This window comes from Pseudoalteromonas sp. SCQQ13 (assembly GCF_015864415.1).
Taxonomy (GTDB): Bacteria; Pseudomonadota; Gammaproteobacteria; order Enterobacterales; family Alteromonadaceae; genus Pseudoalteromonas; species Pseudoalteromonas nigrifaciens.
Genome location: NZ_JADYXG010000021.1, coordinates 55,174 through 69,840 on the forward strand (window position 1 = coordinate 55,174; position 14,667 = coordinate 69,840).

A 14,667-nucleotide genomic window follows, 5' to 3' on the forward strand; every position below is an offset into this window, starting at 1 on the left:
TCCTTGTAAGCAACTACAATGCTATTGTTACTCGTAACGCAGTGCATCTATAGGGTTGAGCCTGGCGGCTTTAATGGCTGGGGCTAAACCAAACACTATGCCAATTAATGAAGTAAAACCAAACGACAACATTACCGCCCATGCCGGAATATACGCATCTGGCATGCTAGGAACCATAAACGAAATAAGCCCCGCTGCGCCATAACCAATGGCAAGCCCAATCAACCCGCCAAATAGCGATAACACCACAGCCTCAACTAAAAACTGCAACATTATAAAGCCGGGTGTAGCGCCTAGCGCTTTAAGGGTGCCAATCACGCGGGTGCGCTCAGTTACCGACACTAACATAATATTCATTACACCTATGCCACCAACTAATAAGCTAATACCAACAATACCTGCGGTTATGGCAGTGGCACTACCGGTAAATTTATCTACTTGGGCGCGGGCTTTTTCAGCAGTTTCAAATTCAAAGTCATTGTCGTCGCCGTCTTTAAGTTTATGTAACTGGCGCAGTATACGAGTAATTTTTGCTAGTACCTGCTCTTCGTTAGCGTTGTCTTCAAGCCTAAACATAATTTGTACATTACTTTGCGTATTGCCTCCCTCTAACGCACTCATAGTGCTAATGGGAATATTAATATAATCGTCTTGATCAAAGCCCAAAAAGCTACCTTGTTTTTCGGCTACACCAATAATTCTAAACCATTCGCCACCTAGCTTTATGTATTCGCCTACCGGATTGCTGGGTAAGTTTAATTTTTCGATAATTGACGGCCCAATAAAAGCTACGCGGCGGCGTTTTTCGTCGTCTTCAGCGCGAATAAAACGGCCTAGATCGGGGTAGGTACGGTATGCTTTTTGATAGTCTTGCTCAGTACCCATAACCCGCGATGAATGACTTTTATTACCATACTCAGCTCCGCCCGAAAAACGCCAAGTAAACATTAGTGCGGTGAGTGTTTCTGCTTCTTTTACTCGTGCTTTTAAGGTTAAAAAATCGTCGTAGCTAAGTTTTGCATTTTTACCAACCATTTCTAGCTCAATACTGGTATACGCCTTAATAGTAGTTACATCGGGCGACATATCAGCGAACTGATCGTTTATTTGCTTGGTAAAGCCTTGCATTACAGCAACCACAGTTACTACTGCGGCCACGCCAATAATAATACCTAAACAGGTGAGGGCAGAGCGCATAGCATTTGCTTTAATTGCCGAAAATGCGGCTTTAGTGCCTTCCATAGTGGCCAGTGCAAGTTTAAACATGCTGCCTTGCTCCTTGGTTTTTAGTTACGTCACTCACTACTTTACCATCCACTAAGCGAATTACCCGCTGACAGTGGTCGGCAATTTCTTGCTCATGTGTAACCAAAATAATGGTATGCCCTTCGTTATGCAGCTCATCAAATAAGGCCATAATTTCGCGGGTGGTTTTACTGTCTAAGTTACCGGTTGGCTCATCACCTAATAATATATGCGGTTTAGTGACTAAAGCACGAGCAATAGCAACTCGTTGACGTTGCCCGCCCGACAGCTGGCTTGATAAGTGATTTACTTTGTCGGCTAAGCCCACGCGCTTTAGCGCCTCAAGGGCTTGTTGTTTGCGTTGTTTGCTAGGGGTAAAGCGGTAAACTAAAGGCTGCATTACATTTTCTAGCGCCGATGCGCGTGGTAATAAGTTAAAGCTTTGAAATATAAATCCGACGCTTTCGTTGCGTTGGTGCGCAAGCTCGGTTTCGGTCATACTTTTTACTAACTTATCTTTTAAATAATACTCGCCGCTGGTGGGGGTATCTAAGCAGCCTAACAAATTCATTAGGGTAGACTTGCCAGATCCTGAGGGGCCAATAATGGCCACATATTCATTGGGCATAATGCTAATGTTTACATCATCAAGTGCTTTAAATATCTCAGCGCCCATTTTGTATTGTTTATTAATATGCTCAAGCTTGATCACCGCAGTCATTAGTTGTTTTCCTTCGCAGCGGCTTTTACTTTTACTGTGTCGCCTTCTTTTAAAGTACTAATAGGGCGAGCCGGGCCAATAACTATTTTGTCACCTTCATTGAGCCCCTCGGTAATTGCTTGTTCAATATCTGATGATATACCAACAGCTACGGTTACTTTACTAACGCTGTTGTCGTTATTTAGGCGCCAAACAAAGGTGCTGTCGTCTTGTTTTTGAATTGCTTCTATTGGTAACTTTAAACCATTTTCGGCAATGCTGGTGGCAATTTCTGCTCTACAGCTCATTCCGGCATATAGTTGACGATCGGTAGCATCGAGTAATACTTTTACCTTAAATGATAACCCTTGTGAGCCAGGCTGGTTTTTAGCCGAGGTACCAATGTTTATTACTGTGCCAGTAAAAGGATTATTAGGATAAGCAGCGGCATAAATATTTGCTTTTTGGTGGAGTTTAATACTGGCTATGTCGGTTTCATCAACCCGCAACTCAGCTAAAATAGCACTGGGGTCAGCAACCAGCATTAAATCAGAGCCTATTATATTGGTCGTTCCGGCAATAACCGTTTCGCCTTCTTTAATATTAACCGAAGCCAATAGGCCACTCATAGGCGCTTTAAAAACACTTTTATTTAACCGATCTTGGGCAATTTGCAACGACGCATGAGCTTGGTTAAACGACTCTTTACGAGATTCAATATCTATTTTAGCTAAGTCGCGGGCACTTGCTAGGTTTTCATAGGCTTCTTCATTGCCCAAACCGACATCGTAAAGCTCTTTTTGTCTTTTTAGTTGGCGCTCAAAGTTAACTAAGCGAATTTGGCTATGTTTAATTTCTATTTCGGTGGCACGTAGTAGCGCTTTATTGCGGGTTACTTCAGATTCAAATGCAGTGGTATCAAGGCGCATTAAAATATCGCCTTGTTTTACACTTTGGCCTTCTTCGACAAATACTTTATCTACTCGGCCGGTAACTTCAGAGCGCAGCTGAACTTGAGTATTAAATACTAAGTTACCAGACGCCATTATTGAGTCGGCAATATTGCCTAGTTCAACATGGGCGATATTTACCTCGGGCTGTTTTTTATCACCAGAAATTTGTTTTGATACAATTAACGCTATAAAAGCGGCAATAGCGAGTGTGATGATAATGGCTTTTTTCATTTTATCGGTCCGTGAGTGAAAATGTGCAGAGGCTAACTTGCCTCTGCATAATAATTAAAGTGCGGCTATAATCGCCCAAACACTAAAAATAATAATACTTGGTAAGGCTGCAAACAGCAGTGCTTTATTAGTTGAGAAATTAGTCCAGCATTTTAGCCCAACCATGCCCAGCGCAATGCTCCAAATAGTGAACAGGTTAATTGATTCTAGTAAGGTATAAAAAGTATGTGTGGCATCAAGCCCAACAATGAGCTGATTGATAGAAGCGTAACTAAACACCGCTTGTTGCGAAATTTGATCTGTGTTGGCCATTAATACTAAGGCGATAGTGCCAAGGCTTGAAATAACCGTAGGCATCATTGTCCATAATGAAAAGCCATACCAAGCACCGTAACTATGTTGTGAGTTAGGATCGAGTTTAGCTATCAGCATATAATAAAGTGCAACTAAAGCATTCATTATTACTATGCCAATAATACCGCCGATCATGCCAAACCACATTTGGTTTGGGGCATTTTGTTCAATCGCTTGACGAATCATTTTTTGCTCGCCAATAGTGGCATCAACACTTGAAACGGCTACTTGCTCATTAATTAAAAACTGTATATCAACACTATTATAAAAAACAAACATACTCGCGGCGGTGGCAACTGCTATACAAATAAGGGCTAACCATGACCAGCCTTTTGCTTGCTCTATACCATTAAACGCTTTACTTGGGCTGATATAAATATCGATTAGTGCGCTTAGCGCGTTAGGTGACTTCATTATTATTCCTTAATAACCTAATTTGGGGGGAATTACTGGCTATAGCATAAGGCAAAATGAGGATAAGGTGATTATTTTATTGTAACGGTTTGTTAACGTAGTTTGTTTAGTGGCCAGGTTATTTATGCTGCTAAAACTAAAAAAGAGCCTTTCGGCTCTTGGGTTGCAGCAATTACAGTGTAATTTTTAAAGTGTAAAGTCTACTGAATAAGCAACATAGGCTTTTACGTCAGAGCCATCTATATCGGTATCAGATAAACCAAAAGTGAAACCATCTTTAGATACTGCTATGCCATAATCAATAATATTGTCATCACCTATAAAATCACCAGAGTAGTGGCCTAAATGAAATGCTATTTCGGTGCCGTTATTGCCAACAGCAAAAGCATAATCTGCCGTTAGGTAAAGTGAGTCAGCAAAGTCTGTACCGTCACCACTTGCTGCAGAGGTTGCTAATACAGCAGCACCAAAGGTGAAGCCTTTTACACTTATACTGCCGTAAATCTCAGAAAAGTCAGCATCAGCCGTGGAAGCTGCATCTGGGTATGCATAATAAATGTAACCAACATCGTAGCTCACGCTTTCATTAATAGCGCCACCAAAGCCTGCATACAAGTCTAATTCATAGGTCATCTCATCGGCCCAAGAGGCATTTGATGCCCAAGCACCGGCATAAAAACCAGACTCGTTGGTGTAGTCAATGCCGCCTGAAATGGCAGCATCACCACTGGTTTGTTCTTGTCCGCGCCATAAATAGTTTGATGTTGCTGCCGCATTAGCGGTTACTTCAGCATAGGTTGCTGTTGATGCGACACTAACTAAAGAGAGTGCTGTTATTGTTATGACTTTTTGTAGTTTTAGCATGTTTTAGTTCCTGTTATATGATTGCATGCCAAAGCTTTAAGGCTTATAGCTTGGCAGCATTTTATTATTTAACAGAAAAGAAGATTGCACGGGGTATGCCAGCTTCACTTTATTGCAGTGAATATGGTTTTAGGTGTTTTAAAACAATAGCTTATAATTAGTAGAGGGAGAGGTGCAGAGATAAGATTTTAAGGGGTTTTACATTTGTGGTGCATAAATTAACCTAGCTGCACCAAATCGGCGCTGCTAGGTTAGTTATTAATAATTAACCAAAAATAGTACGCATTAAGCTAATTGTTTCGTTAACTCCACGACCTTTTTGTACTTCATTAATAATAGAATCACGTTTGCTACGAATATGCTCAGGAATATCGTCAGCTGCAAGTGCGCGGTCTACTAAAATTTCTGCAGATTCTTTACCTCTACGCTTAGTTTTACCTGTACCTGAAGTACTGCGCTTTGGCTTGCTTAGCAGCTTGATGTAATTAGAGCTATCGGCTGTTGTGGTGTCTGCATAGTAAAAAAAGCACGGAATAAGCGCTTTAATGCTTACCAGCTGCTCTTCTAATTCGTTGTCTGCTTTAGCCATTTTAAACCAAGACAGAGTTTGAATTTTTTGTACTATGTCTTGCCAGTAACGCTCAAAGTCAGTGTTTTTTAGCTTGCTAACACCCAGTGCGCCACATAAAGCATCTAATCTATTATTGCTAATAGGAGTAAATACGTCAGGACGACGCATCGCTAATAAGCGAGTTGCTGGAGCGAGCGTTGGCTTTTCGTTACCATCGCTAAAAGCTTTTAAGTAAGCAGCAACAAATTGCTGGTACTCATAATGAGTAATATTACCTTCCAACGGAATATTGCTAAGTGCATCATCAAACGCATCAGGCATATCAGCCAGTAGTTGATGAAACGCTTTAGCGCTTTTAGTTGATGCAAACCATTCAACATCAAAGTTGTAAGTGCTTGGATCAAGCGATGCCATGTGCTTACCACTAAACGCAAGTAAGTCTTCTGGGATCATATCTTTAAGTGATTGCGGGCGAATGCTTGCAATGTAGCTTGTTAAGCGAAGCTGCTCATCAAGTGCAATAAGATCTTTGTGCTGCTCAATAAATGTAGTTACTACAGGCCAAGGCGCTACACGTAACGTTTTAACTTGTAAAAAGCTAATAGCAGAAATAAGTTGGTCGTGCAGTTTTTTTAGTACTGGTAACTGTTGCGGCTCTAGCAAGTCGTAATTCATACGATCTTTGCTTGCGTTAAGCAGTTCATAGCACCAAAGTAAAAAATCATCTGGGTGGTTTTCTACTTTCACGGCCATTAGATTTAGGCTGAGTTCTGAGGATTGCTTCAGAATGTTTTGGTATATTTGGTTTTCTTGCTCGCCTAGCGACATTTGTGACGGTGAAATTAGCAGTTTTTTCATGCCTTGTAGAACCTCGAGTTAGATGCATTTTTTAGCTGGTCTATTTTAGCGCAAATCTTGCAATAACAACAGAGGCATATACAAGCCTTAAGAATACAACAGTTAAAGTGCTCATAATTATTAATTTATTAAAACAATAAAATAGTTAACTTAAGTGACGAAAACTCAATTAGTTTAGATTGTTTGAAAATCATACGACTGTGTGTTTTTCATGTCTTACTTATTGAAAAGTAATGATTTGTTGTTTTTTATAAAGCGTTCATGTGTTGTTTGTTAATATTTAAATAGTGTTGATATTATTAGCGCGTAGATTCATCATTAAAAAATAAATTAGTTGAAAGTTATTTTTTTTAGTACTGACAATGATTTTAGTGATAACTCTCGCTATGATATGAGTATTATTTGCACATTTGAAAGGACGATCATGAAAACCTTATTTAAAATTATAGGTGTAATACTGCTGTTATGTATTGCACTTATCGTTGCAGCACCCTTTTTAATTCCTACTGATGCTATTTTTAATAAAGTCTCTGAGCAGGTAGAACAAACCACAGGACGTACATTAACTATTAAAGGCGATAAAACGCTGAGTGTATTTCCTGCATTAAAATTAGAACTTAATGATGTACATTTTGCCAACATGAAATCGGGCTCTCGCGCCGATATGGCAAGTATGCAGCAGCTTGCAGTACACATCCCTTGGCTATCGCTATTAGATGGTGAATTTAAACTCGATAAGTTTGTTATTAACGAGCCTGATATTTTATTAGAGACCGATAAAAACGGTAAAGCTAACTGGCAGCTATTTGATGCGGTAGCTGAGCAGCCTAAAGAGCAAGCAGGATCTGCGGAAGCTATAAAATTACCTGAGAACTTTGACATTGAGCTAGGGGAGGTTGCCATTTATGGTGGTACCTTTACTTATTTAGATGGTAAAACCGGGGTTAAACAGCAAATAAGTGATTTAGAACTGGCTATTTTACTTCCATCACTGCGTAAAACATTAGAAGTAAAAGGCGCAATAACTTACATGCAAGAGCGCTTTGAGCTTGATGTAAAACTAGATACGCCAGCAAAAGCGATCGAAGGCACTACTTTTAATATTCAGCAGAGTTTAGATTCACGTTTAGTTGATTTAACCTTTGAGGGAACTATTGCTAAACAAGGCCAAGATATAAAAGGTCAGTTAGCGCTAAGTGGAGACTCGGTAAAAAATATAGCCAAATGGCAAGGTGTAGAGTTAAACGCCAAAGATAACGCCTTTAATGCTTTTAGTGTAAATGGCAAAATGCATTTAGCGGGTGAGCAATTTAAGCTTGAAGAGCTTATTGCCACATTAGATGCACTGCAAATAAAAGGTAAAAGTGAGCTTAATTTAGGTAAACGACTTGCTGTAATGGCAAACATTGACTTAGGTATGCTTGACTTAAACCCATACTTACCAGAAGCCGTAGCTAAAAAAGAGCAGCCAACTACAGACGAAACTAAACCAGCAGAGCCTATTGTATGGGACGACACTAAAATAGACTTAAGTGCCTTAAATACGCTTGATGCTAATGTAGTAATACGCTCAAGCGGTTTAAAAGCTAACGATATTAAACTCGGTGCAAACCAATTTACAGTAGCGTTAAAAAATAGTGTCGCTAAATTAAGCTTAGATAACTTTGCAGCCTATGAGGGAACAGGGAAAGGGGCAATTAATATTAATGCCCAGCAAATACCTTATAAAATAACCACTAATTTTGATTTGGCAGGTATTGATGCACAACCGTTATTAACCGATGCCGCAGGATTTGATAAATTAATGGGTAATGGCTCATTAAATTGGAACTTAACCACAAATGGGCAAAGCCAAAAAGAGTTTGTTAACGCACTCAATGGTGAGTTAGGGTTTGAGTTTGCTAATGGCGCAGTACAAGGCGCAAATATAGCTGAAATGATTCGCAAAGGTAAAGAGTTGCTTAAAGGTAATGTAGGGGCTGTATCAGAAGGACTAGATACTGGCTTTGATAAGTCACAGCAAACCGACTTCTCAGCATTAACGGGTAGCTTTAAGTTTACTAATGGGGTGGGCCATAATAACGACCTGTCGTTAATCAGCCCACTGATCCGTATTTCAGGCGAAGGTGATGTGGATTTACCTAATACTATTATTAATTACCGACTAGTAACCGGTATAGTCGGTTCTATTGAGGGGCAGGGTACAACCGATGATAGTACCGGCTTTAAAATACCACTGCGTATTAAAGGGCCATTCCATGATGTAGGCATTAAGCTTGATTTTGGTAATGCGCTTAAAGAAGAAGCAAAAGAAAAGCTCAAAGAAAAAGCAAAAGACAAACTTAAAGATAAATTGAAAGGTTTGTTTGGCTAAAACCCTGATAAATAATCTACAAGGCACTAAGATAGTGCCTTGTTTGTTTTGTAACCATATGTAAAATAGCTAGATAGCCGTAATTACTCAATATTAATTAGCTTTCCCTCATAATTAATTAAAAAATAACCTACCGCTCCCCCCGTAATGCTGGTACAATTGCCCGCCCTTAAGAGACAACTAGCTTGTTTTTTGAGTGGATTTCAATCGAAATGTCTTGATTTTAAACGAATTTAAGACAAGTTGTAATTACTACACCGGAGGTCATTAACATGATCCAAATGCAAACTCAGCTGGAAGTTGCTGATAACAGCGGCGCTCGCAAAGTGCAGTGTATAAAAGTCCTTGGTGGTTCTCACCGTCGCTATGCAGCGATTGGCGACATCATTAAAGTTTCTGTAAAAGAAGCTATTCCTCGCGGTAAAGTGAAGAAAGGTGATGTTAAAAACGCGGTAGTTGTGCGCACCAAAAAAGGCGTTCGTCGTCCAGACGGTTCTTTGATCCGTTTCGATAGCAATGCAGCTGTTATCTTAAATGATAACTTGCAGCCTATTGGTACTCGTATCTTCGGCCCTGTGACTCGTGAACTTCGTAATGATAAGTTCATGAAAATCGTTTCACTAGCCCCAGAAGTACTGTAAGGAGTCTATCATGGCAGCAAAAATCCGTCGTGATGACGAAGTAATCGTTCTAGCAGGTAAAGACAAAGGTAAGCGCGGAAAAGTGCTTTCAGTTGTTACTGAATCTGGAAGATTATTTGTCGAAGGCATAAACTTGATCAAAAAGCACCAAAAGCCGGTTCCACAATTGAACCAGCCTGGCGGTATTGTTGAGAAAGAAGCGTCTATCGACGTATCAAACGTTGCGATCTACAACTCGGAAACGAGTAAAGCAGATCGTGTAGGTTTCAAGATTGAAGATGGTAAGAAATTACGTATCTTTAAATCTACTGGTAAAACTATTTAATAGTTGGAGTAGAATGATGGCGAAACTGCATGAAGTATATAAAGACAAAGTAGTAGCTGAACTTCAAGAGAAGTTTGGTTTCAGCTCTGTCATGCAAGTCCCTCTGATCGAAAAGATCACATTGAATATGGGCGTGGGCGAAGCCCTAGCTGACAAGAAAATTCTAGATAACGCTGTTGCGGATCTAGCTGCAATCTCTGGTCAGAAACCTCTAATCACTAAAGCACGCAAATCTGTTGCTGGCTTCAAAGTGCGTGAAGGTTACCCGATAGGTTGTAAAGTAACCCTACGTGGCGAACGTATGTGGGACTTTTTTGAGCGTTTGGTATCAATCGCTATCCCACGTATTCGCGACTTCCGTGGCGTAAGTGCTAAGTCTTTTGATGGACGTGGCAACTACAGCATGGGCGTACGTGAACAAATCATCTTCCCAGAAATCGATTACGATAAAGTAGACCGTGTACGCGGTATGGATATTACTATCACTACTTCTGCGAAATCTGATGAGGAAGGCCGTGCGTTGTTAGAAGCGTTTAACTTCCCATTCAAGAAATAAGGGTAGGGTTATGGCAAAGAATTCTATGAAAGCGCGCGAAGCAAAGCGCACAAAACTAGTTGCTCAGTTCGCTGAAAAGCGCACAGCACTAAAAGCTATCATCAGTGATGTTAATACATCTGAAGATGATCGTTGGGACGCGGTACTTAAGCTACAAGCTTTACCACGTGATTCTAGCCCTGTACGTCAGCGTAATCGTTGTAACATTACGGGCCGCCCACATGGTTTCCTTCGCAAATTCGGCATGAGCCGTATTAAAGTTCGCGAAGCAGCTATGCGCGGTGAAATTCCTGGCCTTAAAAAAGCTAGCTGGTAAAAGAATCACGGGAGTAAGACTATGAGCTTGCAAGATCCTATCGCGGATTTGTTTACACGAATCCGTAACGGTCAGTCAGCGAAGAAAGTATCTGTAACGATGCCTAATTCAAAACTGAAAGTAGCAGTAGCTAAAGTATTAAAAAATGAAGGTTACATCGCTGATTTCGCAATCAATGGCGACGTAAAACCTGAGCTTTCTATCGAATTGAAGTACTTCGAAGGCAAAGCTGTTATTGAAAATATCCAGCGTGTTAGCCGCCCTGGTTTACGTATCTATAAGAGACGTGACGAATTACCAAAGGTAATGGGTGGTCTAGGTATCGCTATCGTATCAACTTCTAAAGGCCTAATGACAGACCGCGCAGCACGTAGTGCAGGCGTTGGTGGTGAAATCATTGGTTTTGTAGCTTAATCGGAGGGGAACTATGTCTCGCATAGCAAAGGCACCAATTAGTGTTCCTGCCGGTGTAGAAGTTACATTAAAAGGCCAGGAAATCACAGTTAAAGGCAAAAACGGTGAATTAACTCGTACTATCAACAACGCTGTTGAAGTAAAAGTTGAAGAAAACGTTATTACAACTTTACCTCGTGAAGGCGTAACAGATGCATGGGCTCAAGCAGGTACTGCTCGCGCTCTAATCAACAATATGATTGTTGGTACGCATGAAGGTTACGAGAAGAAACTTCAGTTAGTAGGCGTTGGTTACCGTGCAGCAGCTAAGGGTAAAACATTAGATTTAACTCTTGGTTTCTCGCACCCAGTTCATTTCGCAGTTCCTGAAGGAATTACGATTGAAACTCCAAGCCAAACAGAAGTTCTAGTTAAGGGCGTAGATAAGCAGTTAGTTGGTCAAACAGCTGCTAACATTCGTGCATACCGTAAACCTGAGCCATATAAAGGCAAGGGTGTTCGTTATTCAGATGAGAATGTGCGCCGTAAAGAGGCTAAGAAGAAGTAAGGTAAGACGATGGATAAAAAAACAGCTCGTCTACGTCGTGCTAAACGCACTCGTAGAAATTATATTGAACAAGGCACAACGCGTCTTGTTATCCACCGCACGCCACGTCACATATACGCTCAAGTAGTTACTGCTGAGGGTACTGTACTGGCTGCTGCTTCTACTGTTGAAAAAGCTATTTGCGAAACAGTTAAAGGCACCGGCAACGTTGCAGCTGCGCAAGCAGTTGGTAAAGCGGTTGCTGAACGTGCGGCTGACAAAGGCATCGAAAAGATTGCTTTTGATCGTAGTGGCTTTAAATATCACGGCCGTGTGAAGGCGCTAGCTGATGCTGCGCGTGAAGCCGGTTTGCAATTCTAGGAGTAGACAATGGCTAACGTAGAAGCAAAGCAACAACAGCCTGATCTAGCTGAAAAGCTAATCGCGGTGAACCGTGTGTCTAAAGTAGTTAAAGGTGGTCGTATCTTTAGCTTTACAGCACTAACAGTAGTTGGTGATGGCGCAGGTAAAGTAGGTTTTGGTTATGGTAAAGCACGTGAAGTTCCAGCTGCTATTCAAAAAGCAATGGAAAAAGCACGTCGCAATATGATCAATGTAGACCTAAATGGCAACACATTACAGCATCCTGTTAAAGGACGTCATGCTGGCTCACAAGTGTTTATGAAACCAGCCTCTGAAGGTACTGGTATCATCGCTGGTGGTGCAATGCGTGCGGTACTAGAAGTGACTGGTGTGCAGAACGTACTTTCTAAATGTTACGGTTCTACTAACCCAATCAACGTAGTGCGTGCAACAATCTCTGCTCTTGAGAATATGAATTCTCCTCAGTCGATTGCTGCTAAACGTGGTCTTCGCATAGACGAGATACTGGGGTAACCATGGCAAATCAAACTGTAAAAGTAACACAAGTAAAAAGCTCTATCGGTCGTTTACCGAAACATAAAGCTACATTACGCGGTCTTGGTTTACGTCGTATCAACCACACTGTTGAGTTAGAAGACACAGCATGTGTACGTGGTATGATAAACCAGGTTTCTTACATGGTTAAGGTAGAGGGTTAATTTCATGCATTTGAATACACTTTCACCTGCTGCAGGTTCAAAAACTGCTCCAAAACGTGTTGGTCGTGGTATCGGTTCTGGTCTTGGTAAGACTGGTGGCCGTGGTCACAAAGGTCAAAAATCACGTTCTGGCGGTAAAGTACGCGTTGGTTTCGAAGGCGGTCAAATGCCTATGCAACGTCGTCTACCTAAGTTCGGTTTCACTTCTCGCAAATCATTAGTATCTGCAGAAATAAACCTATACGAAATCGCTAAAGTAGAAGGCGATGTGGTAGACCTAAGCGCGTTACAAGCAGCTGGTCTAGTTAAAAAGAACGTTTTGTTCGTTAAAGTTGTTAAATCTGGCGAAGTTTCACGCGCTGTTACCGTTAAGGGCCTTAGAGCCACTAAAGGTGCACGCGAAGCTATCGAAGCTGCCGGAGGCAAGGTAGAAGACTAAGGAAGTACTAATGGCTAAACCAGGTCAAGATATGCAAAGTGCACAAGGTGGACTTTCGGAATTGAAGCGCCGATTACTCTTCGTATTAGGTGCTATCATTATATACCGTCTAGGTTCATTTGTGCCGATCCCTGGGATTGACGCCGCTGTACTTGCCGATTTCTTCGAGCAACAAAAGGGCACCATTGTTGAGATGTTCAACATGTTTAGCGGTGGTGCGCTTGAGCGAGCTTCAGTGTTAGCACTGGGTATTATGCCGTATATCTCGGCTTCGATTATTACGCAACTATTAACGCATATGTATCCTCCGTTTATAGAGCTTAAGAAAGAAGGTGAGCAAGGGCGTAAAAAAATTAGCCAGTACACACGCTATGGCACGCTTGTGCTTGCTACTATCCAATCAATCGGTATTGCCACAAGCTTACCGGGCATGATGGAAGGGTTAGTTGTTAACCCTGGTATGGGTTTCTATTTCACCGCAGTGGTGAGTTTAGTGACTGGTACTATGTTCCTTATGTGGTTGGGCGAACAAATAACAGAACGTGGTATTGGTAACGGTATCTCTGTTTTAATATTTGTTGGTATTGTAGCTAACCTGCCGTCTGCTATTGGTTCGACAGCTGAAATGGCGCGCCAAGGTGATTTGAATGTTTTTGTACTGTTGATGGTTGCGGTAATCGTATTCGCTGTTACTTATCTTGTAGTGTTTTTTGAACGTGGCCAACGACGTATTGTTGTTAACTACGCTAAACGCCAACAAGGTCGTCAAGTATTTGCTGCCCAAAGCACGCATTTACCACTAAAAGTAAATATGGCGGGTGTTATTCCACCAATTTTCGCTAGCAGTATAATTCTGTTCCCTGGTACAATTGCCAGCTGGTTCGGCCAGGGTGAAGGTCCGGTCGCTGATGTGTTACAAGCTATAGCTACAACGTTGACCCCAGGTCAGCCATTGTATGCAATGGTTTTAGCAGCAGCTATCATCTTCTTCTGCTTTTTCTACACAGCGTTGGTGTTTAACCCACGTGAAACAGCAGATAACCTGAAGAAATCTGGCGCATTTATCCCAGGTATTCGTCCAGGTGAGCAGACATCTAAATACATTGATAAAGTGATGACACGCCTGACATTGGCAGGTGCTTTGTATATAACCTTTATCTGTCTGGTGCCTGAATTCATGACAATGGCATGGCAAACGCCATTCTACTTCGGCGGTACATCAATTTTGATTATCGTAGTTGTTATCATGGACTTTATGGCACAAGTACAGACTCACCTGATGTCTCATCAGTATGATTCTGTGCTGAAAAAAGCGAACCTTAAAGGCTATGGTCGATAAGGTCAGTTTACGGAGTTGAGCAATGAAAGTACGTGCTTCCGTTAAGAAAATATGCCGTAACTGTAAAGTTATTAAACGTGCTGGTGTAGTACGCGTAATTTGCAGTGAGCCTAAGCATAAGCAAAGGCAAGGTTAAGTAAACAGCGTGCAGGCTGAGTTTTCTCGGCCTGTGTTTTTAGTAGTGATTTGGTCTTCGTTTGAGTATCCTTACGGGCTCTTCAAACAGATGATTACCAAATTCGAATATAGGAGATGTGTTAGTGGCCCGTATTGCTGGCATTAACGTCCCTGATCATAAACATGCAGTTATTGGTTTAACAGCTATTTATGGCATAGGTAAGACTCGCTCTAAGGCTATCTTAGCAGCGACTGGTATCGCCGAGACCACAAAAATCGGTGAACTTTCAGACGAAACTCTTGACGTATTGCGTGATGCAGTTGGCAAGTACACCGTTGAAGGTGATC

At 41.4% G+C, this 14,667-nt stretch carries 20 protein-coding genes; 14 read left to right on the forward strand and 6 right to left on the reverse strand.

From position 1 onward, the window contains the following. Nucleotides 1-27: 27 nt before the first annotated feature. The 6 genes from I6F41_RS15245 to I6F41_RS15270 all read right to left on the reverse strand — a co-directional run bounded on the left by I6F41_RS15245 (nt 28) and on the right by I6F41_RS15270 (nt 6,190). The gene (locus I6F41_RS15245) at nt 28-1,266 is read right to left on the reverse strand and encodes an ABC transporter permease (RefSeq protein WP_011329457.1); all 1,239 of its coding nucleotides are present in this window, start codon (nt 1,264-1,266) and stop codon (nt 28-30) included. Next, a complete protein-coding gene (locus tag I6F41_RS15250) occupies nt 1,259-1,966 on the reverse strand; it encodes an ABC transporter ATP-binding protein (RefSeq protein ID WP_011329456.1) in 708 nt (235 codons plus the stop codon). Before I6F41_RS15250 ends, I6F41_RS15245 begins: the two co-directional genes overlap by 8 nt. Next, nucleotides 1,966-3,129 carry an efflux RND transporter periplasmic adaptor subunit gene (locus I6F41_RS15255; protein WP_089368841.1) on the reverse strand — a complete coding sequence of 388 codons (1,164 nt, stop codon included), beginning with the start codon at nt 3,127-3,129 and terminating at the stop codon, nt 1,966-1,968. The genes I6F41_RS15250 and I6F41_RS15255 overlap by 1 nt, the downstream gene beginning before the upstream one ends. Nucleotides 3,130-3,183: 54 nt before the next feature. Next, nucleotides 3,184-3,897, reverse strand: coding sequence for a YIP1 family protein (locus I6F41_RS15260; protein WP_011329454.1), 714 nt, complete (start codon nt 3,895-3,897; stop codon nt 3,184-3,186). A gap of 186 nt (nt 3,898-4,083) precedes the next feature. Beyond that, on the reverse strand, nt 4,084-4,761 hold the full coding sequence (locus I6F41_RS15265; RefSeq protein WP_197108721.1) for a TorF family putative porin: 678 nt from the start codon (nt 4,759-4,761) through the stop codon (nt 4,084-4,086). Nucleotides 4,762-5,026: 265 nt separating this feature from the next. Next, nucleotides 5,027-6,190: a hypothetical protein gene (locus I6F41_RS15270; protein ID WP_086998963.1), complete on the reverse strand. Its 1,164-nt coding sequence runs from the start codon at nt 6,188-6,190 to the stop codon at nt 5,027-5,029. 424 nt (nt 6,191-6,614) lie between these two features. On the opposite strand from I6F41_RS15270, the gene I6F41_RS15275 reads away from it, so the two are divergent. The 14 genes from I6F41_RS15275 to rpsM form a co-directional block, all read left to right on the forward strand. Next, nucleotides 6,615-8,564, forward strand: a complete 1,950-nt coding sequence (locus I6F41_RS15275; protein WP_182678957.1) for an AsmA family protein — start codon at nt 6,615-6,617, stop codon at nt 8,562-8,564. A gap of 272 nt (nt 8,565-8,836) precedes the next feature. After that, the gene (gene rplN / locus I6F41_RS15280; RefSeq protein ID WP_011329449.1) at nt 8,837-9,205 is read left to right on the forward strand and encodes a 50S ribosomal protein L14; all 369 of its coding nucleotides are present in this window, start codon (nt 8,837-8,839) and stop codon (nt 9,203-9,205) included. 10 nt (nt 9,206-9,215) lie between these two features. Continuing rightward, nucleotides 9,216-9,530, forward strand: coding sequence for a 50S ribosomal protein L24 (gene rplX / locus I6F41_RS15285; protein WP_011329448.1), 315 nt, complete (start codon nt 9,216-9,218; stop codon nt 9,528-9,530). A 16-nt stretch (nt 9,531-9,546) separates the two neighbouring features. After that, a complete protein-coding gene (rplE, locus tag I6F41_RS15290; RefSeq protein WP_011329447.1) occupies nt 9,547-10,086 on the forward strand; it encodes a 50S ribosomal protein L5 in 540 nt (179 codons plus the stop codon). Nucleotides 10,087-10,096: 10 nt separating this feature from the next. Next, nucleotides 10,097-10,402 (forward strand): 30S ribosomal protein S14, encoded by a 306-nt coding sequence (gene rpsN / locus I6F41_RS15295; RefSeq protein ID WP_011329446.1) that lies wholly within the window; start codon nt 10,097-10,099, stop codon nt 10,400-10,402. 21 nt (nt 10,403-10,423) lie between these two features. After that, the gene (gene rpsH, locus I6F41_RS15300) at nt 10,424-10,816 is read left to right on the forward strand and encodes a 30S ribosomal protein S8 (RefSeq protein WP_011329445.1); all 393 of its coding nucleotides are present in this window, start codon (nt 10,424-10,426) and stop codon (nt 10,814-10,816) included. Nucleotides 10,817-10,829: 13 nt separating this feature from the next. After that, on the forward strand, nt 10,830-11,363 hold the full coding sequence (gene rplF, locus I6F41_RS15305; protein ID WP_011329444.1) for a 50S ribosomal protein L6: 534 nt from the start codon (nt 10,830-10,832) through the stop codon (nt 11,361-11,363). A gap of 9 nt (nt 11,364-11,372) precedes the next feature. Further along, nucleotides 11,373-11,723 (forward strand): 50S ribosomal protein L18, encoded by a 351-nt coding sequence (rplR, locus tag I6F41_RS15310; RefSeq protein WP_011329443.1) that lies wholly within the window; start codon nt 11,373-11,375, stop codon nt 11,721-11,723. Between the two features lie 9 nt (nt 11,724-11,732). Next, nucleotides 11,733-12,239 (forward strand): 30S ribosomal protein S5, encoded by a 507-nt coding sequence (gene rpsE, locus I6F41_RS15315; protein ID WP_011329442.1) that lies wholly within the window; start codon nt 11,733-11,735, stop codon nt 12,237-12,239. A gap of 2 nt (nt 12,240-12,241) precedes the next feature. Then, nucleotides 12,242-12,424: a 50S ribosomal protein L30 gene (gene rpmD, locus I6F41_RS15320; protein WP_011329441.1), complete on the forward strand. Its 183-nt coding sequence runs from the start codon at nt 12,242-12,244 to the stop codon at nt 12,422-12,424. A 4-nt stretch (nt 12,425-12,428) separates the two neighbouring features. Then, nucleotides 12,429-12,863, forward strand: coding sequence for a 50S ribosomal protein L15 (gene rplO, locus I6F41_RS15325; RefSeq protein ID WP_011329440.1), 435 nt, complete (start codon nt 12,429-12,431; stop codon nt 12,861-12,863). A 10-nt stretch (nt 12,864-12,873) separates the two neighbouring features. Then, entirely contained in the window at nt 12,874-14,202 is a 1,329-nt protein-coding gene (gene secY, locus I6F41_RS15330) for a preprotein translocase subunit SecY (RefSeq protein ID WP_011329439.1), read from the forward strand. A gap of 22 nt (nt 14,203-14,224) precedes the next feature. Further along, the gene (gene rpmJ, locus I6F41_RS15335) at nt 14,225-14,338 is read left to right on the forward strand and encodes a 50S ribosomal protein L36 (protein WP_002959476.1); all 114 of its coding nucleotides are present in this window, start codon (nt 14,225-14,227) and stop codon (nt 14,336-14,338) included. A gap of 124 nt (nt 14,339-14,462) precedes the next feature. Then, nucleotides 14,463-14,667, forward strand: a 205-nt coding sequence (gene rpsM / locus I6F41_RS18070; protein ID WP_331460886.1) for a 30S ribosomal protein S13, incomplete at its 3' end; no start/stop codon positions are given.

Coding starts and splice junctions, on each gene's coding strand:
- I6F41_RS15270 (WP_086998963.1), bottom strand. CDS start 6,190: ATGAAAAAACTGCTAATTTCACCGTCACAAATGTCGCTAGGCGAGCAA.
- rplX (WP_011329448.1), top strand. CDS start 9,216: ATGGCAGCAAAAATCCGTCGTGATGACGAAGTAATCGTTCTAGCAGGT.
- I6F41_RS15250 (WP_011329456.1), bottom strand. CDS start 1,966: ATGACTGCGGTGATCAAGCTTGAGCATATTAATAAACAATACAAAATG.
- I6F41_RS15260 (WP_011329454.1), bottom strand. CDS start 3,897: ATGAAGTCACCTAACGCGCTAAGCGCACTAATCGATATTTATATCAGC.
- I6F41_RS15255 (WP_089368841.1), bottom strand. CDS start 3,129: ATGAAAAAAGCCATTATCATCACACTCGCTATTGCCGCTTTTATAGCG.
- secY (WP_011329439.1), top strand. CDS start 12,874: ATGGCTAAACCAGGTCAAGATATGCAAAGTGCACAAGGTGGACTTTCG.
- rpsN (WP_011329446.1), top strand. CDS start 10,097: ATGGCAAAGAATTCTATGAAAGCGCGCGAAGCAAAGCGCACAAAACTA.
- rplR (WP_011329443.1), top strand. CDS start 11,373: ATGGATAAAAAAACAGCTCGTCTACGTCGTGCTAAACGCACTCGTAGA.
- rpmD (WP_011329441.1), top strand. CDS start 12,242: ATGGCAAATCAAACTGTAAAAGTAACACAAGTAAAAAGCTCTATCGGT.
- I6F41_RS15245 (WP_011329457.1), bottom strand. CDS start 1,266: ATGTTTAAACTTGCACTGGCCACTATGGAAGGCACTAAAGCCGCATTT.
- rplN (WP_011329449.1), top strand. CDS start 8,837: ATGATCCAAATGCAAACTCAGCTGGAAGTTGCTGATAACAGCGGCGCT.
- I6F41_RS15275 (WP_182678957.1), top strand. CDS start 6,615: ATGAAAACCTTATTTAAAATTATAGGTGTAATACTGCTGTTATGTATT.
- rpsE (WP_011329442.1), top strand. CDS start 11,733: ATGGCTAACGTAGAAGCAAAGCAACAACAGCCTGATCTAGCTGAAAAG.
- rplO (WP_011329440.1), top strand. CDS start 12,429: ATGCATTTGAATACACTTTCACCTGCTGCAGGTTCAAAAACTGCTCCA.
- I6F41_RS15265 (WP_197108721.1), bottom strand. CDS start 4,761: ATGCTAAAACTACAAAAAGTCATAACAATAACAGCACTCTCTTTAGTT.
- rpmJ (WP_002959476.1), top strand. CDS start 14,225: ATGAAAGTACGTGCTTCCGTTAAGAAAATATGCCGTAACTGTAAAGTT.
- rplE (WP_011329447.1), top strand. CDS start 9,547: ATGGCGAAACTGCATGAAGTATATAAAGACAAAGTAGTAGCTGAACTT.
- rpsH (WP_011329445.1), top strand. CDS start 10,424: ATGAGCTTGCAAGATCCTATCGCGGATTTGTTTACACGAATCCGTAAC.
- rplF (WP_011329444.1), top strand. CDS start 10,830: ATGTCTCGCATAGCAAAGGCACCAATTAGTGTTCCTGCCGGTGTAGAA.